26 protein-coding genes and 2 riboswitches are annotated in these 25,656 nt (G+C 69.0%); of the genes, 5 read left to right on the top strand and 21 right to left on the bottom strand.

Going from position 1 to position 25,656, the window contains the following annotated elements:
* Positions 1 to 10: 10 nt before the first annotated feature.
* Positions 11 to 847 (top strand): cobalamin-binding protein, encoded by an 837-nt coding sequence (locus VIM12_RS03985; protein WP_331940324.1) that lies wholly within the window; start codon positions 11 to 13, stop codon positions 845 to 847.
* On the opposite strand, the gene VIM12_RS03980 is transcribed toward VIM12_RS03985, so the two are convergent.
* From VIM12_RS03980 to cobT, 15 genes are all read right to left on the bottom strand, one after another.
* Positions 848 to 1,459, bottom strand: a complete 612-nt coding sequence (locus VIM12_RS03980) for a ParA family protein (RefSeq protein ID WP_331940323.1) — start codon at positions 1,457 to 1,459, stop codon at positions 848 to 850.
* Positions 1,460 to 1,560: 101 nt separating this feature from the next.
* Complete coding sequence (locus VIM12_RS03975; protein ID WP_331940322.1) at positions 1,561 to 3,015, bottom strand: cobyric acid synthase; 1,455 nt, start codon at positions 3,013 to 3,015, stop codon at positions 1,561 to 1,563.
* Positions 3,012 to 3,806 carry a cobalamin-binding protein gene (locus VIM12_RS03970; protein ID WP_331940321.1) on the bottom strand — a complete coding sequence of 265 codons (795 nt, stop codon included), beginning with the start codon at positions 3,804 to 3,806 and terminating at the stop codon, positions 3,012 to 3,014. The genes VIM12_RS03975 and VIM12_RS03970 overlap by 4 nt, the downstream gene beginning before the upstream one ends.
* Complete coding sequence (locus tag VIM12_RS03965; RefSeq protein WP_331940320.1) at positions 3,803 to 4,693, bottom strand: cobalamin-binding protein; 891 nt, start codon at positions 4,691 to 4,693, stop codon at positions 3,803 to 3,805. Before VIM12_RS03965 ends, VIM12_RS03970 begins: the two co-directional genes overlap by 4 nt.
* Complete coding sequence (cobD, locus tag VIM12_RS03960) at positions 4,690 to 5,685, bottom strand: threonine-phosphate decarboxylase CobD (RefSeq protein WP_331940319.1); 996 nt, start codon at positions 5,683 to 5,685, stop codon at positions 4,690 to 4,692. The genes VIM12_RS03965 and cobD overlap by 4 nt, the downstream gene beginning before the upstream one ends.
* Positions 5,678 to 6,625 carry a CobD/CbiB family cobalamin biosynthesis protein gene (locus VIM12_RS03955; protein ID WP_331940318.1) on the bottom strand — a complete coding sequence of 316 codons (948 nt, stop codon included), beginning with the start codon at positions 6,623 to 6,625 and terminating at the stop codon, positions 5,678 to 5,680. The genes cobD and VIM12_RS03955 overlap by 8 nt, the downstream gene beginning before the upstream one ends.
* Positions 6,619 to 7,176, bottom strand: a complete 558-nt coding sequence (cobU, locus tag VIM12_RS03950; RefSeq protein WP_331940317.1) for a bifunctional adenosylcobinamide kinase/adenosylcobinamide-phosphate guanylyltransferase — start codon at positions 7,174 to 7,176, stop codon at positions 6,619 to 6,621. The genes VIM12_RS03955 and cobU overlap by 7 nt, the downstream gene beginning before the upstream one ends.
* On the bottom strand, positions 7,173 to 8,504 hold the full coding sequence (locus tag VIM12_RS03945) for a cobyrinate a,c-diamide synthase (protein ID WP_331940316.1): 1,332 nt from the start codon (positions 8,502 to 8,504) through the stop codon (positions 7,173 to 7,175). Before VIM12_RS03945 ends, cobU begins: the two co-directional genes overlap by 4 nt.
* Positions 8,498 to 8,725, bottom strand: a complete 228-nt coding sequence (locus tag VIM12_RS03940; RefSeq protein WP_331940315.1) for a hypothetical protein — start codon at positions 8,723 to 8,725, stop codon at positions 8,498 to 8,500. Before VIM12_RS03940 ends, VIM12_RS03945 begins: the two co-directional genes overlap by 7 nt.
* On the bottom strand, positions 8,718 to 9,491 hold the full coding sequence (locus VIM12_RS03935; protein ID WP_331940314.1) for an ABC transporter ATP-binding protein: 774 nt from the start codon (positions 9,489 to 9,491) through the stop codon (positions 8,718 to 8,720). The genes VIM12_RS03940 and VIM12_RS03935 overlap by 8 nt, the downstream gene beginning before the upstream one ends.
* 3 nt (positions 9,492 to 9,494) lie before the next feature.
* Positions 9,495 to 10,535 carry an iron ABC transporter permease gene (locus tag VIM12_RS03930; protein WP_331940313.1) on the bottom strand — a complete coding sequence of 347 codons (1,041 nt, stop codon included), beginning with the start codon at positions 10,533 to 10,535 and terminating at the stop codon, positions 9,495 to 9,497.
* 274 nt (positions 10,536 to 10,809) lie between these two features.
* Positions 10,810 to 12,798, bottom strand: coding sequence for a TonB-dependent receptor (locus tag VIM12_RS03925; protein WP_331940312.1), 1,989 nt, complete (start codon positions 12,796 to 12,798; stop codon positions 10,810 to 10,812).
* A 77-nt stretch (positions 12,799 to 12,875) separates the two neighbouring features.
* A riboswitch (cobalamin riboswitch) is annotated at positions 12,876 to 13,147 on the bottom strand.
* Positions 13,148 to 13,210: 63 nt separating this feature from the next.
* A complete protein-coding gene (locus tag VIM12_RS03920; protein ID WP_331940311.1) occupies positions 13,211 to 13,762 on the bottom strand; it encodes a histidine phosphatase family protein in 552 nt (183 codons plus the stop codon).
* The gene (locus tag VIM12_RS03915; RefSeq protein WP_331940310.1) at positions 13,762 to 14,568 is read right to left on the bottom strand and encodes an adenosylcobinamide-GDP ribazoletransferase; all 807 of its coding nucleotides are present in this window, start codon (positions 14,566 to 14,568) and stop codon (positions 13,762 to 13,764) included. The genes VIM12_RS03920 and VIM12_RS03915 overlap by 1 nt, the downstream gene beginning before the upstream one ends.
* A 3-nt stretch (positions 14,569 to 14,571) precedes the next feature.
* A complete protein-coding gene (cobT, locus tag VIM12_RS03910; protein ID WP_331940309.1) occupies positions 14,572 to 15,603 on the bottom strand; it encodes a nicotinate-nucleotide--dimethylbenzimidazole phosphoribosyltransferase in 1,032 nt (343 codons plus the stop codon).
* Between the two features lie 171 nt (positions 15,604 to 15,774).
* On the opposite strand from cobT, the gene VIM12_RS03905 reads away from it, so the two are divergent.
* The 3 genes from VIM12_RS03905 to VIM12_RS03895 all read left to right on the top strand — a co-directional run bounded on the left by VIM12_RS03905 (position 15,775) and on the right by VIM12_RS03895 (position 19,429).
* Positions 15,775 to 16,626, top strand: a complete 852-nt coding sequence (locus VIM12_RS03905; RefSeq protein ID WP_331940308.1) for an alpha/beta hydrolase — start codon at positions 15,775 to 15,777, stop codon at positions 16,624 to 16,626.
* 191 nt (positions 16,627 to 16,817) lie between these two features.
* A complete protein-coding gene (locus VIM12_RS03900) occupies positions 16,818 to 17,567 on the top strand; it encodes a protein phosphatase CheZ (protein WP_331940307.1) in 750 nt (249 codons plus the stop codon).
* The gene (locus VIM12_RS03895; protein WP_331940306.1) at positions 17,567 to 19,429 is read left to right on the top strand and encodes a chemotaxis protein CheA; all 1,863 of its coding nucleotides are present in this window, start codon (positions 17,567 to 17,569) and stop codon (positions 19,427 to 19,429) included. Before VIM12_RS03900 ends, VIM12_RS03895 begins: the two co-directional genes overlap by 1 nt.
* A 121-nt stretch (positions 19,430 to 19,550) precedes the next feature.
* On the opposite strand, the gene VIM12_RS03890 is transcribed toward VIM12_RS03895, so the two are convergent.
* Genes VIM12_RS03890 through VIM12_RS03875 form a run of 4 tightly spaced genes read right to left on the bottom strand, consistent with a single transcriptional unit; the run spans position 19,551 to position 22,802 of the window.
* Entirely contained in the window at positions 19,551 to 20,195 is a 645-nt protein-coding gene (locus VIM12_RS03890; RefSeq protein WP_331940305.1) for a LysE family translocator, read from the bottom strand.
* Between the two features lie 37 nt (positions 20,196 to 20,232).
* Positions 20,233 to 20,799 carry a VOC family protein gene (locus tag VIM12_RS03885; RefSeq protein WP_331940304.1) on the bottom strand — a complete coding sequence of 189 codons (567 nt, stop codon included), beginning with the start codon at positions 20,797 to 20,799 and terminating at the stop codon, positions 20,233 to 20,235.
* Between the two features lie 11 nt (positions 20,800 to 20,810).
* Positions 20,811 to 21,812 carry a fumarylacetoacetate hydrolase family protein gene (locus VIM12_RS03880; protein WP_331940303.1) on the bottom strand — a complete coding sequence of 334 codons (1,002 nt, stop codon included), beginning with the start codon at positions 21,810 to 21,812 and terminating at the stop codon, positions 20,811 to 20,813.
* A 15-nt stretch (positions 21,813 to 21,827) separates the two neighbouring features.
* Positions 21,828 to 22,802 (bottom strand): tripartite tricarboxylate transporter substrate binding protein, encoded by a 975-nt coding sequence (locus VIM12_RS03875; protein ID WP_331940302.1) that lies wholly within the window; start codon positions 22,800 to 22,802, stop codon positions 21,828 to 21,830.
* A gap of 204 nt (positions 22,803 to 23,006) precedes the next feature.
* Between VIM12_RS03875 and VIM12_RS03870 the strand changes: the two genes are divergently transcribed.
* Complete coding sequence (locus VIM12_RS03870; RefSeq protein WP_331940301.1) at positions 23,007 to 23,876, top strand: IclR family transcriptional regulator; 870 nt, start codon at positions 23,007 to 23,009, stop codon at positions 23,874 to 23,876.
* Here the strand turns inward: VIM12_RS03870 and VIM12_RS03865 are convergent, their stop codons facing one another.
* Both VIM12_RS03865 and VIM12_RS03860 read right to left on the bottom strand, forming a co-directional pair.
* Positions 23,877 to 24,446 (bottom strand): TMEM165/GDT1 family protein, encoded by a 570-nt coding sequence (locus VIM12_RS03865; protein ID WP_331940300.1) that lies wholly within the window; start codon positions 24,444 to 24,446, stop codon positions 23,877 to 23,879. It lies immediately after the preceding gene.
* A 1-nt stretch (position 24,447) separates the two neighbouring features.
* Positions 24,448 to 24,628: riboswitch (yybP-ykoY riboswitch) on the bottom strand.
* A 74-nt stretch (positions 24,629 to 24,702) separates the two neighbouring features.
* Entirely contained in the window at positions 24,703 to 25,644 is a 942-nt protein-coding gene (locus tag VIM12_RS03860) for a CysB family HTH-type transcriptional regulator (protein ID WP_331940299.1), read from the bottom strand.
* Positions 25,645 to 25,656: the final 12 nt, after the last annotated feature.

The following is a 25,656-nucleotide window of genomic DNA, read 5'->3' as shown; positions in this document are numbered from 1 at the left end:
AATTCTCGCGTTGCTGCCGTTTGCCGCGCGCGCGGCGGTTTCGGCGGTCGACGACGCCGGCCACCGCGTCACGCTGCCCCGTCCCGCCACCCGCATCGTCAGCCTGGCGCCGCATGCCACCGAACTGCTGTTTGCCGTCGGCGCCGGTGCCCGCATCGTCGGCGTTACCGAGTTCAGTGACTATCCGGAAGCCGCGACACGCATACCCTCGGTAGGCAACGGCCAGTCGCTTGACCTGGAACGCATCCTGGCGCTGAAACCCGATCTGGTCGTCGGCTGGAATACCGGCCTGGCTGCCCCACAGCTGAGTCGGCTGGAATCGCTCGGACTGCAGGTATTCCGCAGCGAACCGCGCGACTATGAGGCGATCGCCTCCTCGATGGAAGCGCTGGGCAACCTGGCCGCCACCGGGGCGGACGGAAAGGCGGCGGCGGATGCCTTTCGCGGCAGGCTGCAGCAGCTGCAGGCGCGATACCGCGACCGCCCGCGGATCTCGGTGTTCTACCAGATCTGGCGGGCCCCGCTGATGACGCTCAACGGCAGCCATCTCGTGTCTTCCGCGCTGCGGCTGTGCGGCGCCGACAATGTGTTCGCCGGACTGCCCCGGCTGGTGCCGACGGTGAGCGAGGAAGCGGTGATCAAGGCGGATCCGGAAGCCATCATCGCCAGCCGCGGCGAACAGCAGGATGTCCTGGCGGGGTGGAAGCGTTTCGGGGGGATGCGCGCGGTCAGAAGCGGCAACCTCCTGACGATCGACGGCGGCCTGCTGAACCGGGCCGGGCCGCGCGTGCTGGAGGGGACGGAAAAACTGTGCGCAACGCTGGACGCGGCCCGCGCCCGGCGCTGATCACTGCTCGACCCAGCGCACCAGGTCCTGCCACTGCTCGGTATCCTTGCCGACCCGCGACGGCGGAACATCCCACAGCGTCGCGCCATGGGCGGCCAGCTGCACATAGTTCTGGGTATCGCGCAGGTAGCCGAGGACGGGCAGTCCTAGGTTCTGCACGTAGTGGGCAAGCTGGTCGGCGGCGCGCGTGCGGGCATTGACGCGCATGCCGACGACACCGATTCCGGTCCTGCCGCGGCGGGCCGCCAGACCCTGCAGGAATTCCTGGGTGGCGAGAATATCGAACATCGAAGCCTGCAAGGGCACGACCAGCTTGTCGGCGATCTTCAGGACTTCGTCCAGCCGTTGTCCGCCCAGGCCGGCCGGCGTGTCCAGCACGACGTGGGTTGTGCCTTTCGGCGGACGCGCCAGCCGGCCGTCGCTGATCTCCCAGGATGCGACCGGCGGCAGGCTGCCCGGCCGCAGCGACAGCCAGTGGCGGGATGACTGCTGGATGTCGACGTCGCCGAGCATGACCTTGTGCCCTTGCTTGGCGAAGTAGCCGGCGAGGTTGGTGGCGATCGTGCTCTTTCCTACGCCGCCCTTGGGATTGGCGATCACTACGACTGGCATGTTTCCTCCTGAAGGGAAGCGACCTGACATCCGGAACCACAGTTGCTTGAAAGAATAACATGCCGCCGGGCAGCAGCGCACGGCCTTACAGCCAGCGTGCGCTAGCGATGTGCGCCCGCCCGCAGTGCCGCCAGCAGGGGCACGGCAGCGTCGGCGATGCGGTCAATGCTCTGCTCGCGCAGTGCGTGCAGGTCGAGCGGCGCGACAGACGACATTCCGGACCAGCGCAACAGGGCCGGCAAGGCCTGTGGCCCATCGAACACGCCATGCAGGTAGGTACCGAGTATCTGGCCGTCGGCCGACAGCGCGCCATCGTCGCGCTGCCCAAGCCGGAACGCCGGACGCGCCATGCCCGGTCCCTCGGTGACGCCCATGTGGATCTCGTAGCCACTGACCGCGGCCGGCTCGCTGCCGAAGGCGAACGTGCCGCCGGCCTGTTCCAGCCGCTTGTCCCGGGTGAGCAGCGTATCCACTTCCAGCAGGCCGAGGCCCTCGGATTCACCGGGGGCGCCTTCCACGCCATGGGGATCGCATATCCGCTTGCCCAGCATCTGGAAACCGCCGCAGATGCCGATCAGCCTGCCGCCGTAGCGCAGGTGGCGCTGCAGCGCCTGCGGCCATCCCTGTGCCCTGAGCCAGTCGAGGTCGGCGCGGGTGTTCTTGCTGCCGGGGAGTATCACCAGGTCCGCGGGCGGGATCGCCTGGCCCGGGCCGATGAACCGGAAGTCGATGCCGGGATGGGCGCGCAGCACGTCGAAGTCGGTGTGGTTGCTGATGCGCGGCAGCGCCGGCGCGATCACCCGGAAACCGCCCTTCTCCTGCTGCGCCTGCTGGATCGCATCCTCGGCATCGAGGAACAGGCCGTGCAGGTATGGCAGCACCGCAAGCACCGGCTTCCCTGTCTGCCGCTCCAGCCAGTCGAGCCCCGGCTTGAGCAGGCCGATGTCGCCGCGGAAGCGATTGATCACGAAGCCGGCAATCCGTGCCCGCTCGCTGGGGGACAGGCAGGACAAGGTGCCGACGATGTGCGCGAACACGCCGCCGCGGTCGATGTCGGCCACCAGCACCACCGGGCAATCCACCGCCTCGGCAAAGCCCATGTTGGCAATGTCGCGCTCGCGCAGGTTGATCTCGGCCGGGCTGCCGGCGCCTTCCACCAGCACCGCCTGGTATTGCGCGCGCAGGCGGCCATAAGATGCCAGCACCGCCTGCATCGCGACCGTCTTGTAGCGGTCATAATCGCGCGCCTCCATGTCGGCCCGCACCCTGCCGTGGATGATGACCTGCGCGCCGGTGTCGCTGGAAGGCTTGAGCAGCACCGGGTTCATGTCGCTGTGCGGGGCGAGGCCCGCGGCCTGCGCCTGCAGCGCCTGCGCGCGGCCGATCTCGCCGCCGTCGATGGTGACCGCGCTGTTGAGCGCCATGTTCTGCGGCTTGAAGGGTGCCACCGCCACGCCCTCGCGCGCCAGCAGCCGGCACAGCGCGGCGACCAGCGTGCTCTTGCCGGCGTCCGAGGTGGTCCCCTGCACCATCAGGGTATGGAATGGCAGGTTCATGGCCGCAGCTCCTGCCATTGCCGGATGATGGCCGCCAGCTGCGCCAGCCCGTGCGTGATGGCGGAGGGCCCGGGCGACAGGATGTCCGCGGACTTGATCTCGAACACCATCCCATTGCGTACGGCCGGCAGGCTTTCCCAGCCCGGCCGGTCGCGCAGCGTCTCCGGACGGAACCGGCGGCCGCACCAGGAACCGACGATGATGTCGGGCGCGCGCCGCACCACCTCCAGCGGATCGGCGATGATGCGCCCTGTCGCGCGGGCATGCGCCGCAAGCTCGGCAAAGGCATCGACGCCGCCGGCCACGCCGATCATCTCGGACACCCAGCCGATGCCGCTGATCAGCGGTGCATTCCACTCTTCGAAATAGACCCGCGGGCGCGCCCGCCACTGCGCCGCCTGATCCCGCACTGCCTCGACCTGCTGCCACAGCGATTCGGCCAGGCGCTCGCCCTCCGCGGCGCGGTCGACCAGGGCGCCGAGCACGCGCACCATGCGCAGGATGCCGGCAATGTCGCGCTGGTTGAAAAGATGCACCTCGATCCCGGCGGCAGCGAGGTCGCGGCAGATATCGGCCTGCATGTCGGAAAACGCGATCGCCAGGTCCGGCCGCACGGCCAGGATGCGGTCCAGGCGCGACGAGGAGAAACCGCTGATCTTCGGTTTCTCGCTGCGTGCCCGGGCAGGTCGCGTGGTGAAGCCTGAGATGCCGGCGATGCGGTCCTCCGCCCCGAGGGCGTACAGGGTCTCGACCGCCTCGGTGCCGAGACAGGCGATGCGGTGGTAACTCATGGCATTCCTTCCCTGCGTGCGCGCGCCGTTTCCAGGTGCGCGCAGAGCTGTTCCGCGGCGCCGACGAAACGGGGGCCGGCGCGGTTCACCAGGTCGGGGTCGATGGCAAACAGGTTGCCGCGGCGGACCGCCAGCATACCGGGGTAGCGCTTCCAGATCGCGGCGCCCGAATCTTCCCGGCCGGGGCGTTCGCCGCTGACGATGACCTCCGGATCGGCCTGCAGCACCGCCTCGGCGCTCAGCATCGGCGCGGCAGACGGCAGTGCGGCGTAGATGTTCTCGCCGCCGCAGAGGCGGATGGCGTCGGTGACGATATGACGCTCGTTGAGGGTGTACACCGGGCTGCCCCACAGCTGGTAGAACACCGGCACCCGTGGCCGCTTGCCGTAGCGCGCGGCAAGCGACGCAATGCGCCGCTCCAGCCCCTCCGCGGCGCGCCCCGCCTCCCGGCGCGTTCCCATCAGCATGCCCAGTTGTCGCAGGGTGTGCGGCAGGTCATCCAGCCGTCGCGGATCGCTGTAGTACAGGGGGATGCCCAGGCGCCGCAGCTGTTCCATCTGGCGCGAGGCGGCATTGTGGCGCCAGACCACCAGCAGATCGGGCTTGAGCGACAGCAGGCGTTCGATGTCGACCTGCTCGTTGTCGCCCACGCGGGGGATGCGGTTCGCCTCCTCGGGGTAGTCGCTGAACGCGACGGCGCCGACGATGCGGTCGCCGCCGCCCGCCGCAAACAACATCTCGGTGACGTGCGGCGCGAGCGACACCACCCGCTGCGCCGGCCGCGCCAGGCTGACGGTGCGGCCGCTGTCGTCACTCAGGCGGATGTCGTCGGCATGCGCCTGCAAGGCCTGCAGGCACAGTATGGCGGCCGGGAGCAGGCGCCTCATGCTTGTCCTTCCTCCTGCCACGCGGCAAGCGCCTGCTGCAGCCGGGTCCAGCCGCTTTCGTCGGCGGGCAGGCCGAGCCGGATGCCGCGCGCGTCCTGCGCGAAGCAGCGGACCAGGATGCCACGGGCCGCCATATGCGCATGCAGCGCTTCCGGCTGCCGCGCCGGCCACCACTGGAACAGGGCGGTGCCACTGGCAACGATGCCGGCGGCATCCAGCATCCGCTGCAGCCGTTGCCCGCACGCCTGCAGCCGGGTCTGATTCATCTGCTGCCACGCGACGTCGGCCAGTGCCAGCCGCCCTATCTGCTGGGCCGCAGTGCTGATCGTCCAGGGGCCGAGGCTGGCGGCCAGGCGCGCCAGCAGCGCCTCGTCGGCCGCGACGAAGCCGAGCCGCAGGCCGGCCAGACCGAAGAACTTGCCTACCGAGCGCAGCACGACCAGTCCCTCTCGGTCAGCCGCATGCGCGACGCTCAGCGCAGGCACGGTATCGCCGAAAGCCTCGTCCACCACCAGCCAACCGCCCCGCGCCGCGAGCCGGCCATGCCAATCGAGCAGCACATCGGGATCGACGGTGGCGCCGGTCGGATTGTTGGGATTGCACAGCACCAGCACGTCGGCATCGGCGATTCCCTGATCCAGGCAGGCATGGTCCATTTCGCGCACCTGGTGGCCGGCCACCCGCCAGCTGTGGGCGTGCTCGGCATAGGCCGGCGCGGCCACCAGTATTCGGGACGGCTGGCGCAGGCGCGGCAGCGCCTGGATCGCGGCCTGGGTGCCGGCGACGGCGAGCATGCGCGGCGCGCGGTAATAGGCGCAGGCGGCCTCGGTCAGCAAAGAGTCGGGTTCAGGCAGCCGATGCCAGATCGCCGGGGGCAAGGCCGGAACCGGCCATGGAACGGGATTGATGCCGGTGGAAAGGTCCAGCCATTGCGCGAGCGGCCGCCCGTAGCGGCGGGCGGCGTCACGCAGTCTGCCGCCGTGCTCAAGCATGCCAGCCTCCTCGAAAAACGGATGCTGCGATGCCGGCGAGCGCTGCCGCGGCGAGCCAGCACCATGCCGTCCGCGCGACCAGTCGCCAGGCGCGATCAATGTCCTCCGTGCCGGCAGCGCGGCCTTCACCCAGCGGCGGCCGCCGCTCGGGAATGCCGTCGTAGACGGCGCTGCCGCCAAGCGCCAGGCCGAGCGCGCCGGCGCCGGCAGACATGACCGGGCCGGCATTCGGGCTCGGCCACGCCGCCGCCTGGGTGCGCCAGCAGCGCCATCCGCAGCGCGGGTCGCCCAGCAGGAGATAGGACAGCGCGGTCAGGCGCGCCGGGATCCAGTTCAGGAGGTCGTCAGCACGTGCCGCCACCCGTCCGAACTGCAGGAAGCGGCTGCTGCGATAGCCCCACATGGCGTCGAGGGTATTGGCGAGCCGGAACAGGAGCGCGCCCGGGCCGCCGGCCACCGCAAACCAGAACAGCGCCCCGAACACGGCATCGTTGCCGTTCTCCAGCGTCGACTCGACCGCGGCCTTGGCGAGGTCGGTCTCGCCGGCGCCGGCCGTGTCCCGGCTGACGATGCGCGCGGTCAGGCTTCGCGCCGCTTCCAGGTCGCGCGCCGCCAGTGCCTGCCCTATCGGCAGCACATGGTCGCGCAGGCTACGCAGGCCGACGGCAAAGTAAAGCAGCAGCGCATGCATCGCTGCGGCCCAGGGCGACGTGGCCAGCCAGGCGGCAGCGAGCGTCGGCGGCAGCACCAGCAGCATCCAGCCGCCGGCGCCGCGCAGGATGCGCAGGCGGCCGCGGTTCAGGCGGCGTTCGACGAAGCCGGCGCAGCGGCCGAAACCGGCCAGCGGATGCCAGCAACGCGGCTCGCCGAGCACGCGGTCGAGCGCGAGCCCGGCTGTCATCAGCAGCGCCAGCAGCGGCAGGTCCAGCCCGCTCAGCATGGGCCGCCCTTGAGCGCCATCGGCAGCCCGGCCGCGACGAATACCACCTGGTCGCAGACGGCCGCCAGCGCCTGGTTAAGCCGGCCCGCCTCGTCCACGAACCAGCGGGAGGCGGCGCCGAGCGGCACGATGCCGAGCCCGACCTCGTTCGACACCAGCACCAGCTCGCCCTGCGCCTGTGCGACCGCCCGCAACAGGCGCTCGCGTTGCAGGCCGAATGCCGGCGGGGGCTCGACGCGGCCGACGTCGGGGTATTCCGTGCCGTCCGAAAACAGCAGGTTGGACAGCCAGACGGTCAGGCAGTCGACCAGCACCACCGTGCCGGGACGGCAGTGCCGTTCGATCGCCTTCCCCAGCGCCAGCGGTTCCTCCACCGTGGTCCAGCACGCATCGCGCCGGCGGCGGTGCTCGGCGACGCGCGCCGCCATTTCACTGTCGCCGGCGGCGGCAGTGGCGATATACACAACGGCCTTGCCCGACATGCCGGCAATGCGCTCCGCATACGCGCTCTTGCCGGAGCGCGCGCCGCCGAGGATCAGGACCCGTGTCATGTCGTCTCCGCTGGCAGGAAGAGCCTGGCGGCGGCTGCCGGACAGGACGGGAAGTAGGCGTGGAAGTACGAGGCGGTCAGCGTCCCGGTCCGGTAGATCGCTTCCCCCTGTTCGCCGTCAGGATGGCGTACCGCGCGCGCCAGCGGCGACAGCGGCGTCTCCAGCCGCGAGTGGTGGAAGGCGTGGCCGCGCAGTTCGCCGTCGTCCGTCGTCCATGCCTGGGGGCCGATCGCGACCAGGTGCGGCTGCATCAGGGCCCTGCCCGGCATCAGGCCCGCCATGGGCCATTCGGCGCCTTCGGTGGAAACAATGCTGCCCGTGGCCGCCATCATGCCGCCGCATTCGGCATAGACCGGTGTTCCGGCGGCGAGCGCGGCGTGCAGGGACAGGCGCCAGTGCAGCGCGCGCGAGAGCGCATGCAGGTGCAGTTCCGGATAGCCGCCCGGCAGGTAGACCGCGTTGGCGCCGGCCGGCACCGGCTCGTCGGCCAGCGGCGAGAAGAACACGATCGCGGCCCCCATCGCCTGCAGGCATTCGAGGTTGGCGGGATACAGGAAGGCAAAGGCGGCGTCGCGCGCGACCGCGACCGTGCGACCTTCCAGCAGGCGCGGCGCCGCCGGGCCGCCGGCCGCGGGCGTGAATGCGGTGGCGGGCACTGCATTCCATGCATCGTCATCCAAGGCAAGTTGCTGCGCCATCCGGTCGAGCGATTCATCGACCGACCTCTGCTCGTCCGGCGGCACCAGTCCCAGGTGGCGCTCCGGCAGGGAAAGCGGCTGGTGCGGCAGGCTGCCGAGCAGCGGCACGCCGCGCAACGATCCGGCGACCATCCCCGCATGGCGGGCGCCCGCAACCCGGTTCGCGACCACGCCGGCCATCGGCACCGGTCCGTAGTCGCGCAGCCCGAGCACCAGCGCGCCCGCGGTCTGGGCCAACGCCCCGGCGTCCACGACGGCCAGCACCGGCAGCCCGAACCTGCGCGCCAGGTCGGCCGAGGACGGATTGCCGTCGTAGAGTCCCATCACCCCTTCCACCAGGATGACATCCGACGTGGACGCCGCCTCCGCCAGCAGCGCCCGGCAATGCTCCTCGCCCACCATCCACAGGTCCAGCGTGCCCACCGGCGCGCCGCAGGCACGCTCCAGCACCATCGGGTCAAGGAAATCGGGGCCGGTCTTGAACACCCGCACCCGCTGTCCGCGCGCCGCCAGCTTGCGGGCCAGCGCGCAGGTGACGCTGGTCTTGCCCTGCCCCGACGCGGCGGCGGTCACCAGCACCGCCTTTGCGGTCGCCGTCCCGGCCGCGGCAGGCAAAGCCGGCGCTACCATTCGACGCCCCTGTACGCGGCGACCCCGGCGCCGGACGGTTGTCCGTGGCCAGGCGTGAACAATGCCATGGCGACCGCGCCGGTGCTCCTGCCCTTGCCTTTGCCGGCATACCCGCTCGGGACGCCAGGATTGCACCGGTCAGCGGCGATGCTGCCGTTCACGACTTCGTTCTTGCGCTGGATGCGCGCGGCGTGGCGGGCGATGCGGTGGCCGTCAACCATGCCGGCGATCCTCCTGTGGAATGAAGATGGTCCTGTCGTTGTGCCGCAAGGCTTCCACCGGATAGCCGAGGCATTCGCCCAGCAACGGCGCCTGCATCACCTCGGCCGCCGGCCCGGCGCGCCAGGCGCCGTCGCCCATCAGCAGCAAGGCATGGCTGGCGACCCGTTGCGCCATGTTCAGGTCGTGGCTGACCAGCACCACCGACTTGCCCCGCGCCACCAGTCCGCCCAGCAGGCCCATCACGCCGACCTGGTGTGCGAGATCGAGTGCCCCGGCCGGTTCGTCCAGGAGCAGCAGCGGCGTGTCCTGCGCGAGCACGGCCGCAATGGCGACGCGCTGTCGCTCGCCGCCGGACAGGGTGCGAACGTCGCGCGTGGCAAGGTGGGCGACGTCGAGCGCCAGCAGCGCGTCGCGCGCCGCCTGGTAGTCGTCGTCGGCGTCCCAGTAGCCGCCGTCGTGGTAGGGATGACGTGCCGCCAGCACGGTATCGATGGCGCGGTAGCCGAAGGCATCGGCGCGTCCCTGCGGCAGGTAGGCCCGCCGCTGCGCCAGCGCCAGCAGCGGCCAATGCGAGAGCAGCCGGCCGTCGAGATGCACGCTGCCCGCGTCCGGCGCGCGCAGGCCGGCCAACGTGCGCAGCAGCGTGCTCTTGCCGGCACCGTTGCGGCCGATGACGCACCAGCATTGCCCCGGCTGCACCTCCCAGGCCAGCTCGCGCAGCAGGCTGCGGCCGCCGACCTGCAGCGAGAGTTTGTCCGTCTGCATCGCCTATCTCCTGTGCTGCTGGTGAAGCTGGATGAGGAAAACCGGCACCCCGACCAGCGCGGTGATGACACCGACCGGCAGTTGCTGGGGCGCGACCACGGTGCGCGCCAGCGTGTCGGCGAGTACCAGGAAGCTGCCGCCGGCCAGGGTCGCCGCCGGCAGCAGCAGGCGGTGATCGGGCCCCCATGCGAAGCGGCAGGCATGGGGCACGATCAGCCCGACGAAACCGATGCTGCCGGCCGTGCTGACCGCGCTCGCCGTGAGCAGTGCCGAGAAGATGAACAGCGCCTTGCGCATCGCGCCCACCCTGACGCCGAAGGCGGCGGCCGCTTCCGCATGCATGGCCAGCATGTTGAGCGCGCGCGCCATGCGCAGCCCCAGCGCCAGCACGCCGCCCCATAAGAGCCACGGCAACCAGCGGAACTGCGCCGTCGACAAGTCGCCGATCAGCCAGAACACCATGTCGCGCAGGCGGTTGTCCGACGCTATCGACAGCATCAGCGTCACCAGCGCGCCGCAACCGGAGGCGACGATCACGCCGGTGAGCAGCAGCATCGGCGCGCTTCCTTCGGAGCTGGCGCTGCCGCGCAGGTCGCGATGGGCCAGCAGGAAAAGCAGCAGCGCAACGGCCATCGCGCCGACGAACGCGGCCGCGTCCACCATCCACGCCGCACTGAAGAACAGGATGGCGGCGAGCGCCCCGACAGAGGCGCCGCCGGAGACGCCGAGCACATAGGGATCGGCCAGCGGATTGCGCAGCAGCGCCTGCATCATGACGCCGCCGAGCGCAAGCGCGGCCCCTGTGACGAAGGCCGACAACGCCCTTCCCAGCCGCAGCTCCAGCAAGGTGGCCGCCAGCGTGGCGCGCTCGTCGCGCAGCAATTCGCCGAGCGCCGCGGCAAGCTCGCCGGGCGACAAGGGTACGGAACCCAGGCTGCAGGCCAGCAGGACGACGCCGGCCGACAGGACGGCTAGCGTCCCGAGTATCGTCAGGCCGCGGCGCTGTTCGCTGGCAACGGGCAAGGGATGGGTTCGGCTGAGCATGTTCCTCTTCGTCGGGACGGATGTGGGTGGCGCATGCGCGAAATGCCGGCCGTGCCCTCGTCGCAGCGCCGGCCCGCCGCACCATCCGGTTCACATTGTAGGCGCAGCATGCGGCCGCCGCGTCGGGCATCGCCTTCGCATGCCCCGCTGGCCGGCATCCCTCCCATGCCCGGGAAGCCGGCGCAAGCAAAGGCGACCGGCCTCGGCTGCCATGACGGCAGCGCTGACCGGGCGTGTCTGCCGGAATTTTCGACAGACACGCCGACCTCGCGCCCTAGAAGTCGAGGCGCGCGGTCACCCTTACCTGGCGGCCCGGGTCGGGATAGATGCCGCTGCGGCAAGCACCGAACGCATTGCTGAAGTAGTCGCGGTCGGTGAGGTTGGCGCCGACGATGGCGAGTTCCCATGCACCGAAACGCTTTGCATAGCGCGCATCCACCGTGGTGTATGACGGGATGCGGCCGGTGCAGCTGTTGTCGAAGTCGCCACCGTAACGCTGGGAATCGACCCACTGCAGGCCGACGCTCGCGCTCTGCGTGCTCGCAGGCAGCCAGTTCAGGCGCAACGACGCGGTCGTCTTCGGCACCATCACCATCTCGTTGCCGTCGTTCGGACCGTCGGTGAAGCGGGCCGACACACGCTGCAGGGTGGCGCTCAGCGCGAAGGCCTGCGCCAGCCGCATCCGGCCTTCCAGTTCGATGCCCTGGCGCCGGGTCGGGTCGAGATTGACGTTCGCGCCGCCGAAGCCGGCGGTCGGGTCATAGAAGATCTCGTTCTTCAGGCGATGGCGAAACACCCGGGCGGTCACGTTCTGCGCCGTACTACCGGCGGTCACGCCCAGCTCGAGGTCGCGCGAGGTCTGCGGCACCAGCGGCTGGTCGGCGAACGGCGTCAGGCCGTTCTCGTCGGCGTTCGCCACGCGGTAGCTGCGGCCGGCCTTCGCGAATACCGCGAGCGACGGCTGGAACGCGTACCTGCCCTGCAGCTCCCAGGCGTTCAACGAGTGCGACTGGTCATAGCGCGTCGTCCCGAAACCCAGCGGATCGCGGAAATCCTTCTCGAACTTCTCATGCCGTGCGCCGGCGGCGATGCGGGCATTGCCGATCGTGATCTCGTCCCGCACGTACACGGCGCGGGAATCCTGCTTCGCCCGGGCGTCGCTGTAGGCGAACCCGCCGGAGACGCCGCTGCTGTCGCGCGACCACTGGCTGAAGTCGAGGCCGGCCACCAGTTCGTTGCCGATGCCGCCGCTCTCATGGCGGTGGCGGATTCGCGGGGAGAACTGGGTGACATCGCTGTCTGAGCGGGAATCCGAGACGCCGAACGCCGACTCGTAGTGTCCGCGTGCCCGGCGCTCCCGATGGGAGAGTTCCGCCGCCACGTCGAATGCGCCGAACCTGCGCTCGGCGAGCAGCGCGTAACGGTTGGTGTCGAAGCTGCCGAAGTCGTCCGGCGAGTTGGTCTGGCGCGGATCGGCATTGAACTGCGCCAGCGTCAGCGAGCCCGGGAAGTCCGAGTCCTGGCGCGAGGCATCGACGCGCAGGGCGATGCGCGCGTCGCCCGCCGCCCATTGCAGTCCGCCGCTGAAGTTGTTCTGCTTCACTTCCGCATTGTCCCGGTAACCGTCGGCGCGCAGGCTGCCGATGTTGGCGTCCAGCGTGAAGGCATCCCAGCGTTTTGCCGCGGATGCGCGCAACTCGCGGTGCCCGTAGGAACCAAGCTCGGCCACCACGCTGCCGCGGGCGCCGTCGGGCGCGCCGCGCTTGGTGATGATGTGGATCGTGCCGCCGGTGGCGCCTTCGCCGTACAGCACGCTGCTGCCGCCGCGCACGACCTCGATGCGTTCGATGGACTCCACCGGCACCGATGACAGCAGGGCCGGCGACAGTTCGTTTTCGGAGATGCGGATGCCGTCGACCAGCACCACCAGGTTCTGATCGCTGTTGGTGCCGAAGCCGCGCAGATCGAGCGAGTAATCCTGCGTCCCGCTGAAGCTGTTGCGGCCGTGGACGCCGGCCAGCTTGCGGATCGCCTCGTTGGCGTTGTTGATCCCCGCTTCGCGGATGTCCTCTGCGGTAATCACGGATGCACCGATGGGAACGCGGGACGGGTCGGAAGGGAACCGGCTGGCGCTGACGGTGACGGGGGAAAGCGTACTGTCCTGCTGGGCCCAGGACGGCACGGCGAAGATGGCGGCAACGGAAGCGGAAAGCGCAAGCGGCACGCAGGCAGCGGCGCGCATGCGGCGGCGACGATGAATCATGTTGATATGCTCGGAAAGATGTCCCGGCCTGCCTCCCCGCAGGACGGATTCAACAGAAGGCAGGGCCGGAGGGCCTTGCGCTTCCACCTGTCCTGGCCGGTATCCGGGCTGACAAGACATCGCGGTCCACCTTCCCATGCACATCGCACAGTGGTATCGAGAGACCGCTAGTCATGGCGTGCCATGACGCTTGCTTACCGTTGCGGGGGCAGCACACGTTTTGCGCCTGCGGCGCGGTGATGCGTCGTACCCCGGTCGGGACCGGAACGGTCGTCGCATCAGCCTTCGTGTTTCCCGTTTAACTGCCCGCATGGACATGCGGGCGGGCACCAGAACGGCGCCATTGTAAGGCCTGCATGATCGGGCGGCAACACCGCGGACGCCGCACAGGGCTGCGGCAAGCGCCGGCGGATCAGCCGAGGATGACCAGTTCGCCGTAGGCGATGCGGTGCGGCTCGCGCGCCGCCTGCAGTGCGCACGCTTCCACCGGACCGCCGAGATGCAGGCGGGTCAGCAGGCGGATGGTGCCGGCATGGCACACGACGATGGCCCGCGCATGCCCAGACGCCTGCAGGTCGGCAAGGAAGGCGGCGACGCGACGCGCCACATCGAGCACGCACTCGCCGCCGCCGGGCCGGTAGTGCAGCAGGTCCTCCGCCCAGGCATCGACCTCGGCCCGTGGGATGGCATCCCACGCCTGCATTTCCCACGCCCCGAAATCCATCTCCCGCAGGCGCGGGTCGGGAATGGCGGGTTCCACGCCGAGCGCCTCCGCCAGCCGCCCTGCAAGGCCGACGCAGCGCTGCAGGCTGCTGGCATGCACCGGCGTCCCTGCGGGCAGCAGCGGCGCAAGCGCTGCCGCCACCCGTTCATCTTCCGCGCCGGGCACGGCGATGTCGCTGCTGCCGTAGCACAGGCGGGCGGCGATTGCCGGCCTGCCGTGGCGTACCAGGTATAGCCGCATCAGCGCACGACCGCCAGCAGGGCGAGATAGAACAGCACTTCCGACAGTTGCTGCACCGCGCCCAGGCAGTCCCCGGTGTAGCCGCCGATGCGGCGCACGCACTTGCGCGCCAGCCACCAGGCGCCGCCGGCAGCGGCGGCGGCGCCGGCGCCCAGCCCCGCCCACGCTATGCGGCCGGTCCCGGCCAGCAGCAGCGCAGGAAGCAGCACGCTGGCTGCGGCAAAGAGGAATTCGCGGTGCGACATTTTCTGCGCCAGCGGCTTGGCCTTGCCTTCCGCCTTCACGTAGTCGAGGCGCCAGATGAGGGTGACCGAGGCCAGCCGCGAGAGCGGATGCGCAAGCAGCAGCGCGACCGCCACCGACTGCGCCGGCAGCAGGGCCAGACTGGTGCACCTGAGCGCCAGCAGCAGGCCGATACCCACGGCGCCATAGGTGCCGATGCGGGAATCGACCATGATTTCCAGCACCCGCTGCGGCGTGGTGCCGCCGCCCAGTCCGTCGCAGGTATCGGCAAATCCGTCCTCATGGAAGGCGCCGGTGAGATAGATGCCCGCGATCACGGCCAGCAGGATCGCCACCGGCTGCGGCCAGACCAGCGCCGCCAGCAGGTAGACGAGCGCGGACGCGCCGCCCACCACGAGCCCGATGGCCGGAAACCAGCGGCTGGCCTGGTGCAGCCACTCCGGCTGGAATCCTACCCAGCGCGGCACCGGAAGACGGGTAAAGAATTGCAGCGCGATGAAGAACAGCCGCACCTGGTGCACGGCGGCGGCCTGCAGGCCGGGACGGCGCGGCGGCGTATCCACCGGCTAGCCGCGCCCGCTGACCTGCGCGGACGCGAAGGTCGCCATGTCGCTCAGGAAGCCGGTCGCCGCGCGCAGCAGCGGCAGCGCAAGCGCGCAACCGCTGCCCTCGCCAAGCCGCAGGCCCAGTTGCAGCAGCGGACGCGCGCCGAGGTGCTCCAGCATGCGCCGGTGCCCGCGTTCGTCCGAGCAATGGGAAAACACGCAGTAATCGAGCACTGCAGGCTGCAGGCGCGCGGCCACCAGCAGCGCACTGGTGACGATGAAACCGTCCACCAGCACCAGCTTGCGCGCCCGGGCGGCGCCGAGCATGGCGCCGGCCATCATCGCGATTTCGAAGCCGCCGAAAGTGGCGAGCACTTCCAGCGGCGTGACGGCCTGCGCGTGGCGCCGCACCGCCTGCGCGATGACCTGCTGCTTGTGCGCGACGCCCTCGGGCGCCATGCCCGCGCCGGCGCCGACGCAGTCCGCCAGCGGCAGGCCGGTCAGCTTGTGCATCAGCGCCGCCGCCGAGGTCGTGTTCCCGATGCCCATCTCGCCGAAGCCGATGACATTGCCGGAAAACGAGGCGACCAGCGCCGCGCCCTCCTCCATCGCCCTGGCACAGGTGTCGGCGTCCATCGCCGGCGCGCGCGCGAAGTTGCGGGTGCCATGGCCCTGCTTGCGGTCGATGAGGCCGGGGCGCGCGCCAAAATCATGGTTGACCCCGGCGTCGACCACATGCAGCGCGCACTCGTTCTGGCGCGCGAAGACATTGATCGCCGCGCCGCCGGCCAGGAAATTCTCGACCATCTGCCAGGTTACGCTTTGCGGATACGGCGAGATGTTCTCTTCGGTCACTCCATGGTCGCCGGCGAACACGACGATCGCCGGATCGCGCAGGACCGGATGCACGGCGCGCTGGACCAGCCCGCACTGCAAGGCGAGGGATTCGAGCATGCCGAGGCTGCCCGGCGGCTTGGTCTTGCTGTCGATCGCGGCGGCGAGCGTGGCGGCAAGCGCGGCATCCGCGACGGGCTGGATGGACGGAATCTGCATGGCGACGGCTGGCGGGATTGATCGGGTCGAAAGGAGCGCGCAGTGTATGCGCGGCCCCGGAGGCAGTCAAATCGTCGATGCCGTCCTACGCCCGCGCCGGGCGCGGCGGACTGAACCGCCGCCGCGATTCGCAGTACACTTGCGGCTCCCTGATTTCCGCCCGCCAGGCCCATGAAGAACCCCGCCGAATACTACAGCCAGCAATACAACGCCCGTGCCGCCATTCCCGACCATCCCCGCATCTTCACCCGCTGGCTGAAGGACTCGGCCGAAGTCCGCCGCGGGCAGGCCGGCCTGTTCGACCTTCCCTATGGCGAATCCAGCGGCGAGCGGCTCGACTTCTTCCCGACCAGCCGTAGCGACGCGCCGCTGCTGGTGTTCATCCACGGCGGGTGGTGGCGCTCGCTCGACAAGTCGGACTTCTCCTTCGTCGCGCCGGCCTTCACCCGCGCCGGCTTCAATGTCGCGCTGCCCAACTACACGCTGGCGCCGCAGGCAAGCATCGGCGAGATCGTGCTGCAGCAGCTGCGCGCGGTGGCCTGGCTGTACCGGCACGCGGAAGCCTATGACTTCGACCCGCGCCGCATCGTCGTCGCCGGCCACTCCGCCGGGGCACACCTCGCCGCGATGACGATGGCCGCCGTCTGGCCGGTTTTCGGCGACGACCTGCCGGCCGACCTTGTCAAGGGCGGCATCCTGATGTCGGGGATCTTCGACCTGGAACCGGTGCGGCATGCCGGGTTCGTCAACGTCGACCTGAAGCTCGAGGAAGCGGATATTGCCGTTCTGTCACCGGCGCTGATGCCCCAGGCGCATCCGGCGCCCTTCATCACCGCCTGCGGCGCCCTCGAATCCGAGGAGTTCCAGCGCCAGACCAGACTGATCGGCGACGCGTGGAAAACGGGCCACCGGTCCGAGGTGCCGCTGCCCGGGCTCAACCACCTGACGATCTGCGATGCCTTCGCGGACCCGTCCCACCCGCTGCACCTGGCGTCCATCGACCTGCTGCACGCTGTCAAATAGACAAAGCCCGTTGCCGCCGCACGCGGGCGTTGCCGCTTTGCCGCATCGCCCGCACGGAATATGACGTTCATTTGTTGCACCAATGAAACTCGTGGCAGATAATCGTGATCGAGTCCCGCGCGGCCGCTTCTGCGTCGCCGCGCCCGCATCCATACGCAACTAGCCGACACAAAACAGAGGGAAGCACCAACATGAGCGACGCAGCAGACGACCTGGAAGCACTGTTCGATGAGGTGGCGGCGCAACGCACCGATACCGTCTCCACCGCCGCTCCCGATGCCGGTGCGGGCACCGCCGACGCCGCCGCAGCGCATCCGGACGCCGGCGAAGAAGACTTGACCGACAAGGGCATGTACGAGCGCCTCGGCGGCATCGTGCGCATGCTGCATGACTCCCTGCGCCAGCTCGGCTACGACCGCTCGCTGTCCGATGTCGCGAGCCAGATCACCGATGCCCAGGGGAGGCTGGAGCACATTGCCTCGCTGACGGAGCAGGCCGCCAACAAGGTACTGAATGCCGTCGATACCAGCCTTCCGGAGCAAGAAGCCCTGTCGAAGCAGGCCCGCGACATGGAAGACCGCTGGTCCCGGCTGTTCGACGGCAAGCTCGGCATCGACGAGTTCAAGGCGCTGGCAGGCGATTCGAAGCAGTTCGCCGCGATGGTCGGCGCCGCAACCGACGCCGAAAAGGCAAGGCTGCTCGACATTATGATGGCGCAGGACTTCCAGGACATCACCGGCCAGCTCATCAAGAAGATCGTCACCATCACCAGCAAGGCGGAACAGGAGCTGGCGCAGCTGCTGCGCGACAACGCACCGCCGGAAGTCAAGGCGGCCATGGCGGAACACAAGCCGGTTGAGCTGATGTCCGGTCCGGCGGCGCCCGGCGCCGCAATGGGCCAGGACGACGTCGACAGCCTGCTGGCCGACCTGGGGTTCTGATGGACGACATGCTCAAGGAATTCGTCGTCGAGGCGCTCGACCTCGCGACGAACGTGGAAGAACACCTGCTGTCGCTGGAGCGGCGGCCGGACGACACGAATGCGCTGAACGCCCTGTTCCGCTCGTTCCATACCATCAAGGGCGGCGCCGGGTTCATGAATCTGCCGGCGATCGTCTCGGCCTGCCACCTGACCGAGAACCTGTTCGACGGCCTGCGCACCGGCAAGGTGCCGGTGACGCCGACCGCGATCGAGGCCGGCCTGCAGGCCAGCGGATTCGTCGCCGACCAGCTCGGCCAGCTTGCCAATGGCGCGGCCCCGGAGAGCCTGCCGGCGATGCCCGCCACGCTCGAGGAGTTGCTGCGCCAGGCCATCGAAGGCGCGCCGGCAGCCGTTGCCGCCGCCGCCGTCGCAGCGCCGGCAACGGCGACCGCGGACGCCGGCACGACGGCCGGCGTCCCGCCGGCGCCGGACATGACCTCCGCCCCGGGCCTCGACTGGGAAGCGCTGTACCGCGCCGTGGTTCCCGCGGCACTGGCCGAAGCTGCGCCGGCAGTGCCTGCCGCCGCACCGGGCGTGCCGCCGGCTGCGCTGTCGGCCGCGACACCCTCGGCAATGCCGGCCGCCAGGAATGCCGGCGACGACAGCGCACGTCCGGTCGTCGCGCCGGTCAAGGAAGACAGCATCCGTATCGACGCCGTCAAGCTCGACGCCCTGCTGGAGGTCGCCGGCGAGTCGGTGCAGGCCGCCAACCAGGCCGCCGTGCTGCTGGAAAAGCTCACCCAGTTCAAGTTCGAGGGCCAGGCGGCCGCGCTGATGGCGACGCTGCAGGAAACCCTGGCGCGCGCATCCCGCTACTCCACCGAACTGCAGAGGGCCACGCTGTCGACCCGCATGCAGCCGGTCGGACGGCTGTTCCAGAAATTCCCGCGGCTGGTGCGCGAACTCGCGCGCGACCTCGGCAAGGACGTCGACCTGGTGATCGAAGGCGCGGAAACCGAAGTCGACCGCGTCGTGGTGGACAGCCTGTACGACCCGCTGGTGCACATGCTGCGCAACTCGCTCGACCACGGCATCGAAACCGCTGACGAACGCGCGTCGAGCGACAAGCCCGCGAAGGCCACCATCCTGCTCAAGGCATGGCAGGAAGGCAGCAGCGTCATGATCGAGGTATCCGACGACGGCAAGGGCATGGATCCCGCCCGCCTGCGCAACAAGGCCATCGCCAAGGGCCTGATCACCGACCACATGGCGCAGTCTCCCGAGGAAGCGCTGCAGCTGATCTTCCTGCCCGGCTTCTCGACCAAGGAGGTCGCCTCCAGCGTGTCCGGCCGCGGGGTCGGCATGGACGTGGTGAAGACCGCGGTGGAAAAGCATCGCGGTGCGATCCGCACCGAGTCGGTCCTCGGGAAGGGCACCACCTTCACCATCCGCCTGCCGATCGAGCTGTCGATCGTACCCACAATGTTGGTACGCACCGCCGGCGCCGCGCTGGCGATGCCAATGGCGGTGGTGGAACGCGTGGTCGAGTTGCCCGAGACGTTCGACGCCGTCGGCGGCGCGCCGGTGATGCGCGACCAGGGCCGGCCGCTGGCCGTCCGGTCGCTGGCCGGCGTGCTGGGCTATGAGGATTGTCGCGAAAAGGTCGGCATCGTGGTCGCCGCGCCCCAGCCCTACATCCTCGCGGTGGAAGCCGTCGACGGTACCGCCGACCTGGTGATCAAGCCGCTGACCGCGATGGCCGTCCCCGGCATCAACGGCACCGCCCGCTCGGCCGAAGGCGAGCTGGTGCTGGTCATCAGCCTCGCCTACCTGCTTGACGGCTGCAGAAGCACCGAGCTGGCAAACAGGCTGGCGGCCTGACGAGAGTCACTCCCGGAAGCCCGGCCCTGCGCCGGGCTTTTTTCATAGGGCATGCCGTGCCGGCGCTTGGCGGTCCGCAGGCCAAGGCACAGGTACGTCGCGGCGGCCGCGCATGATCCTGCTACCGGTTGCGCCCTCCCGCCATGGCGGTAAACACACCGAGACCGATGAAAGCGCCTGCCGTCACGAAGCGGCCGGCCGCGGCGGCGCCGCGCATGCGCAGCAACAGCGGCGCAAGGAGGCCGGCGGCAAGCACATAGCCGGCGTCGGTGAGCGCTGCGATGAAGACGAACACGGCGCCGAGCAAGAGGCTCTGGCCCGCGGCGGATCCAACCGGGTCCATGAACTGTGGCAGGAAGGCGGCAAAGAAGATCGCGGTCTTGGGATTGAGCAGCGCGACCAGGAAGCCGTCGCGGAAGATGCGCGGCAGCGAGGCACTGCCGAAATGCGCGTCGGCCTGCCGCGGCGCCGGCGCGGACAGCGCCCTGATCCCGAGCCAGACCAGGTAGGCCGCACCTGCGTACTTGACGACGCTGAACGCCAGCGAGGACACGGCGAACAACGCCGCCAGCCCCAGCGCCGCGCCGGTCGCGTTACCGAGGTTGCCGAGGGCCACGCCGCCCAGCGAGGCGAATCCGGCTCCCCGCCCCTGTGCCAGCGTACGGGTGACGATGTAGACGACGGCCGGGCCGGGCGTGACGGCAAGCGCCACGCTTGCCGCGAGGAAGGCGGCCATCAGCGGCCATGAGGGAAGCAGCAGGTCCATTCCGGTCTCCTTGAGCGATCCCTCAGTATAGGAAGATTCAGCGCTGCTGCGCCAGCCGCTCCGCCTTCTCCTTCGACCAGGCGTCGAGCTTCGCGTGGATGCCCTGCTGCTCGCTGCGCATCTGCGTCTCCGGCGCCAGCTGCGCGGACAGCTCCAGCCGGATGCCGTTGGGGTCGAAGAAGTAGATCGAGCGGAAGATCCGGTGGTCGGTGACGCCGAGCACCTCGATCCCATGTCCCTCGAGGCGTTGCTTCATCGCCTCCAGCTGCTGCACGCTGTCCACCCGCATCGCGATGTGGTTGACCCAGGCCGGCGTGTTGGGCGACGGCGCGGGGGCCACGTCATCGCCCAGATCGAAGAACGCGAGGCAGGAGCCGTCGGTCATGCGAAAGAAGATGTGGACGTAGGGACAGTATTCGCCGGTCGAGGGGACGATGTCGCTGCGGATGAAATGGAACAGGGGCAACCCGAGGACATCCTCGTAGAAGCGCCGCGTCTCCTCCGCGTCGCGGCAGCGCCAGGCAAAGTGATGCAGCCCGTTGATGGGCACGGGAGCCGGCAGCAGGGCCTGCTGGCCCGTAGCGGTGGCGGCGAGCGTCGACATGGCGGTTCTCCTCAGGCTTGCGGTTTCTGTGCGCCGTTCTGCGTGACCTGCTGGTTGATGGCGCCGAAGATCGACTTGCCGTTCGCATCCAGCATTTCGATGCGGATGGTGTCGCCGAACTTCATGAACGGCGTCTTCGCCTCGCCATTGGCAATCATCTCCAGGCAGCGCTTCTCGGCGATGCAGGTATAGCCCTTGCTGCTGTCCTTGTTGGACACCGTGCCGGAGCCGATGATGGAGCCGGCGCGCGCATTGCGCGTCTTGCACAGGTGCGCGATCAGTTGCGGGAAGCTGAACACCATGTCGACGCCGGCGTTCGGCTGGCCGACCAGCGCGCCGTTCCAGGTCGCGCGCAGCGGCAGGTGCACCTTGCCGTCCTTCCATGCATCGCCCAGCTCATCCGGCGTGACCGCGACCGGCGAGAAGCTCGACGCCGGCTTCGACTGGAAGAAGCCGAAACCCTTGGCCAGCTCCGCCGGGATCAGGTTGCGCAGGGACACGTCGTTGACCAGCATCAGCAGCTTCACATGCGCCAACGCCTGCTCGGGCTTCGTTCCCATCGGCACGTCGTCGGTCACCACCGCCACCTCGCCTTCGAAATCGATGCCCCACTCTTCCGATCCCAGCACGATGTCATCGGTCGGACCGATGAAATCGTCGCCTCCGCCCTGGTACATCAACGGGTCGTGCCAGAACGATTCCGGCATCTCGGCATTGCGTGCCTTGCGCACCAGTTCCACATGGTTGACGTAGGCCGAGCCGTCGGCCCACTGATACGCACGCGGGAGCGGCGACATGCAGCGTTTCTGGTCGAAGTCGAAGCTGCGCGGCGCCTTGCCGGCATTGAGCTGGCGATAGAGGTCCTCCAGCTGCGGCGCAATGAAGCTCCAGTCATCCAGCGCGCGCTGCATGGTCAGGGCGATGCCGTCCGCGAGGTGGGCAGTCTTCAGGTCGCGCGACACCACGGCCAGCTGGCCGTCGCGGGTGCCGTCTTTCAGGGTGGCGAGTTTCATGGTCTTCCTGTGGGATTAATCAAGGGTGATCTTGCGCTCTTTGATCAGCGCGTGCCAGCGGGTCGTCTCGCTGCGGAGATAGTCCGCCATCTGCTGCGGGGTGCCGCCGAGCAGCTCGACGCCGAGATCGCCGAGGCGCTTGTGCACCTCGGGCGCCGCCAGGGCCTTGTTGACTTCGGCATTGAGACGGGCGACGACGTCGCCGCCGGTACCGGCGGGCACGGCGATGCCCTGCCATGCATACATCTCGACATCGCCGAAACCAAGTTCCTGCATCGTCGGCACCTCGGGCTGCAGCGCGAGGCGCTTGCCGGATGCCACCGCCAGCGCCTTCAGCTTGCCCGACTTCAGATGCGGCAACGCGGTGGCCAGATCCAGCATCATCACCGGCACCTGGTTACCGAGCACATCCTGCACCGCAGGTCCGGCGCCGCGATAAGGAATATGCACGGCGAACGTGCCGCTGCGCTGCTTGAACATTTCCATGGCCAGATGATGCGGGCTGCCGGCGCCGACCGAGGCGTAGCTGTACTTGCCGGGCGACTGGCGCAGCTTGGCGATCAGGTCCCGGGCGTCGGCAAACCCGGCTGCCGGGTTGGCCACCAGCAGCAGCGGAAAGCGGGCGATCAGCGCCACCGGCGCGAAGTCCTTCTGCGGGTCGTACGGCAGCTTGCGGTAGAGCGCGCTGTTGAATACGTAGGACGCGTTGTCGCCGGAGAAGATGGTGTAGCCGTCGGGCGCGGAGCGCGACGCCGCCTCGGCGCCGATGATGGTGCCGGCGCCCGGCCGGTTCTCGATCACGACCGGCTGCCCGACCTGGGAGGACAACTGCTGGCCGATCGCGCGGGCGATGGTGTCGGAGCCGCCGCCCGGCGGGTACGGCACGATCCACTTGACCGGCTTGGACGGCCAGGCCTGCGCCTGCGCGACGGCGGATGCAGCCGCCAGCACCAGGCCGAGTATCAGTCGTGTCGATGTGGATGTACGCATTGGGTCTCCTTGCAGTGATGGCGGCTTGAAGGCTTGCCGGGCAAGCCTGTTGCCGCCGTTATTGTTCATGTCGATCGGCTCCCGCCGGTCGGTTCACGCTGACCGGTTCACGTTGATGCCGGCGTCCGGCACCCGCCTCGGGGAAGCCATCCGGCGCAGTTATGCATTAGTGAATTTATTCACCTTATCGTAATATAGCATCTTATGAAAACTGCCATCGGAACCCGCGCAAATCCGCCCGCCGCCGACGCGGACGGCAAGCAGGGCATACAGTCGATCGAGGTGGCCGCGCCGCTGCTGGTCGCGCTCGCCCAGGCGCAGGGCGCGCTGCCGCTGACCGCCCTCGCCCGCCAGGCGGCGATGCCGGCCGCCAAGGCGCACCGCTACCTGGTGAGCCTGATCCGCGTCGGTCTGATCGAGCAGGATGCGGCAAGCGGCATGTACGACCTGGGGCCGCTGGCGCTGGAACTCGGTCTGGCCTCACTCGGCAGGCTGGACGCGGTCCGGCTGGCGGACGAGGCGATGGCCGCCTTGCGCGATGCCACCGGGGAGACCGTGGCGCTTGCCGCCTGGGGAAATTTCGGCCCGACCTACATCCGCCTGCTGCAGTCGCGGCGACCGGTGACGATCAACCTGCAGATCGGCAGCGTGATGCCGATGACCTATACCGCCAGCGGGTTGTGCTTCGCCGCCTTCCTGCCGGAAGCAGAAACCGACGCCATGTTGCGGGCCGAACTGGCGCAGAACCGCGCCGAGCGCATCGATGCGCCGCGCAGCCGGAAGGACCTGGAACCCCTGCTGGAAGAAACCCGCAGGCAGGGCCTGGCGCGGATGATCGGCCGGCTCGACCCCGCCGCGGCCCGGCCGGCCGGCGCGAGCCGCAGCGCCGAGCGCCTGTTGGCGGGCTTCAATGCCTTCGCCGCGCCGGTGTTCGACCACGACCGCCGGATGCGCTTTGCGCTGACCGTCGTCGGCTCGTCCGCCCACATCGACGCACACTGGCAGGGGCCGATCGCGCAGGCGGCGCGCACGCAGGCGGCGCTGCTGTCGCGCCGGCTCGGCTGCAGGGAATGATCAGAGCAGGTTGCCGACGTTGAACAGGGTCAGCACCCCGAGCACCGCGAAGATCGCGGCAGCGATGCCGTGCACCAGTTTCAGCGACACCATCTGGATGATGCGGTTGCCGAGGAAGACCGCCGGGACGTTGGCGATCATCATGCCGAGGGTCGTACCCGCCACCACCGGATAGAAGTCCGCATACTTCGCCGCCAGCGCAATGGTGGCCACCTGCGTCTTGTCGCCCATCTCGGCGAGGAAGAAGGCGAATGCCGTCGTCGCGAACACCCCGAGCCGGGCCGGCCTGGCGTCGACATCGTCGATCTTGTCGGGCACCAGGGTCCATGCCGCCATGGCGAGGAAGGACAGTCCGAGCACCCAGCGCAGCACGTCAGGGCCGATGAAGGCAGTCAGCCAGCTTCCGATGGCGCCGGCAAAAGCATGGTTGAGCAGGGTGGCGACCAGGATGCCGAGGATGATGGGCAGCGGCCGGCGGAACTTGGCGGCGAGCAGGAGGGACAGCAGTTGCGTCTTGTCGCCCATTTCGGCGAGGGCGACGATGCCCGTGGAGATGAAGAATGCTTCCATGAATGATCCGGGGCCGGAAACGGACGATTGACCACGCGCCCCTCCGGCCCAGAGCGGGGGATGCATGGTCAAAGGTCTCGCCAGACGGTGTCGCTTGCGCCATGGCCGGAGGCCAAGTCTGTTGACGCAAGCCCCTCTCGCAATACTGCTTCGGAGGGCGGCTACTCCCCAATGACGGGCGCCATTCTAACCGCAATACGGGGTTTCGATGAAGCAAAAAAAGCGGCCGCCGAAAAATGCAAGAACGAAAGGCCCGCTACAACTCGTAGCTGTCCTTTTCGCCACTCATCACCTGCTCGATCAAGCGGCGGTTGAGGGTCGGCGTGATCAGCTCGATGAAGCTGTAGACATAGCTGCGCAGGTAAGCGCCCTGCTTCAGGGCCACCCTGGAGACATTGGTCCCGAACAGGTGGCCCACCGGAATGGCGCGCAGTCCCTTGTCGCGCTCGGCATCATAGGCCATCCCGGCAATGATGCCCACGCCCATGCCGAGCTCGACGTAGGTCTTGATGACGTCGGCGTCGATCGCCTCCAGCAGCACGTCCGGCTTGAGTTCGCGGATCTGGAAAGCATGGTCGATCTTGGCCCGGCCGGTGAACGCGCTGTCGTAGGTAATCAGCGGATACCCCGCGATCGCTTCCAGGGTCAGCGGCACGCTCCTGAGCAGCGGATGCTCGTGCGGCACCACCACCACGTGCTCCCACTGGTAGCAAGGCAGGCTGATCAGGCCGTCCACGCTGGCAATCGCCTCGGTGGCGATCGCCATGTCGGCCTGGTCCTTCAGCACCATCTCCGCAACCTGCCGCGGATTGCCTTGCAAGAGTGACAAGCGGACCTTCGGGTACTTCTGGGCAAACGCCTGCACCACCTTGGGCAGTGCATAGCGGGCCTGCGTATGCGTGGTGGCAATCGTGAAGCTGCCGCTGTCCTGCGCCGCGAACTCCTTGCCGATTCGCTTCAGGCCGTCGATCTCCTGCATGATCAGCTCGACCGACCGCAGCACCGCGCGGCCCGGCTCGGTCAGTCCGCGGATGCGCTTGCCGTGGCGGGTGAAGATGTCGACGCCGAGTTCCTCCTCCAGCTCGATGATCGCCTTCGACACGCCGGGCTGGGATGTATACAGCGCCTTTGCCGCCTCCGTCAGGTTGAAATTCTGTCGCACGGCTTCCCGCACGAAGCGCAGTTGATGAAGGTTCATCGCTTCCCTTGT

It is taken from the genome of Noviherbaspirillum sp., assembly GCF_036563305.1.
GTDB lineage: Bacteria > Pseudomonadota > Gammaproteobacteria > Burkholderiales > Burkholderiaceae_D > Noviherbaspirillum.
The sequence above is the reverse complement of the archived record's forward strand: the minus strand, read 5'-3'. Positions and strand labels throughout refer to the sequence as shown.

What these genes read in the sequence shown, in the direction of transcription:
- VIM12_RS03935 (WP_331940314.1), bottom strand. Translation starts at nt 9,491, where the DNA reads ATGCAGACGGACAAACTCTCGCTGCAGGTCGGCGGCCGCAGCCTGCTG.
- VIM12_RS03955 (WP_331940318.1), bottom strand. Translation starts at nt 6,625, where the DNA reads ATGCTGAGCGGGCTGGACCTGCCGCTGCTGGCGCTGCTGATGACAGCC.
- VIM12_RS03975 (WP_331940322.1), bottom strand. Translation starts at nt 3,015, where the DNA reads ATGAACCTGCCATTCCATACCCTGATGGTGCAGGGGACCACCTCGGAC.
- cobU (WP_331940317.1), bottom strand. Translation starts at nt 7,176, where the DNA reads ATGACACGGGTCCTGATCCTCGGCGGCGCGCGCTCCGGCAAGAGCGCG.
- VIM12_RS03860 (WP_331940299.1), bottom strand. Translation starts at nt 25,644, where the DNA reads ATGAACCTTCATCAACTGCGCTTCGTGCGGGAAGCCGTGCGACAGAAT.
- VIM12_RS03895 (WP_331940306.1), top strand. Translation starts at nt 17,567, where the DNA reads ATGGACGACATGCTCAAGGAATTCGTCGTCGAGGCGCTCGACCTCGCG.
- VIM12_RS03945 (WP_331940316.1), bottom strand. Translation starts at nt 8,504, where the DNA reads ATGGTAGCGCCGGCTTTGCCTGCCGCGGCCGGGACGGCGACCGCAAAG.
- VIM12_RS03965 (WP_331940320.1), bottom strand. Translation starts at nt 4,693, where the DNA reads ATGAGGCGCCTGCTCCCGGCCGCCATACTGTGCCTGCAGGCCTTGCAG.
- VIM12_RS03870 (WP_331940301.1), top strand. Translation starts at nt 23,007, where the DNA reads ATGAAAACTGCCATCGGAACCCGCGCAAATCCGCCCGCCGCCGACGCG.
- VIM12_RS03970 (WP_331940321.1), bottom strand. Translation starts at nt 3,806, where the DNA reads ATGAGTTACCACCGCATCGCCTGTCTCGGCACCGAGGCGGTCGAGACC.
- VIM12_RS03905 (WP_331940308.1), top strand. Translation starts at nt 15,775, where the DNA reads ATGAAGAACCCCGCCGAATACTACAGCCAGCAATACAACGCCCGTGCC.
- VIM12_RS03875 (WP_331940302.1), bottom strand. Translation starts at nt 22,802, where the DNA reads ATGCGTACATCCACATCGACACGACTGATACTCGGCCTGGTGCTGGCG.
- VIM12_RS03865 (WP_331940300.1), bottom strand. Translation starts at nt 24,446, where the DNA reads ATGGAAGCATTCTTCATCTCCACGGGCATCGTCGCCCTCGCCGAAATG.
- VIM12_RS03940 (WP_331940315.1), bottom strand. Translation starts at nt 8,725, where the DNA reads ATGGTTGACGGCCACCGCATCGCCCGCCACGCCGCGCGCATCCAGCGC.
- VIM12_RS03930 (WP_331940313.1), bottom strand. Translation starts at nt 10,535, where the DNA reads ATGCTCAGCCGAACCCATCCCTTGCCCGTTGCCAGCGAACAGCGCCGC.
- VIM12_RS03920 (WP_331940311.1), bottom strand. Translation starts at nt 13,762, where the DNA reads ATGCGGCTATACCTGGTACGCCACGGCAGGCCGGCAATCGCCGCCCGC.
- VIM12_RS03980 (WP_331940323.1), bottom strand. Translation starts at nt 1,459, where the DNA reads ATGCCAGTCGTAGTGATCGCCAATCCCAAGGGCGGCGTAGGAAAGAGC.
- VIM12_RS03925 (WP_331940312.1), bottom strand. Translation starts at nt 12,798, where the DNA reads ATGATTCATCGTCGCCGCCGCATGCGCGCCGCTGCCTGCGTGCCGCTT.
- VIM12_RS03880 (WP_331940303.1), bottom strand. Translation starts at nt 21,812, where the DNA reads ATGAAACTCGCCACCCTGAAAGACGGCACCCGCGACGGCCAGCTGGCC.
- VIM12_RS03890 (WP_331940305.1), bottom strand. Translation starts at nt 20,195, where the DNA reads ATGGACCTGCTGCTTCCCTCATGGCCGCTGATGGCCGCCTTCCTCGCG.
- VIM12_RS03900 (WP_331940307.1), top strand. Translation starts at nt 16,818, where the DNA reads ATGAGCGACGCAGCAGACGACCTGGAAGCACTGTTCGATGAGGTGGCG.
- cobT (WP_331940309.1), bottom strand. Translation starts at nt 15,603, where the DNA reads ATGCAGATTCCGTCCATCCAGCCCGTCGCGGATGCCGCGCTTGCCGCC.
- VIM12_RS03885 (WP_331940304.1), bottom strand. Translation starts at nt 20,799, where the DNA reads ATGTCGACGCTCGCCGCCACCGCTACGGGCCAGCAGGCCCTGCTGCCG.
- cobD (WP_331940319.1), bottom strand. Translation starts at nt 5,685, where the DNA reads ATGCTTGAGCACGGCGGCAGACTGCGTGACGCCGCCCGCCGCTACGGG.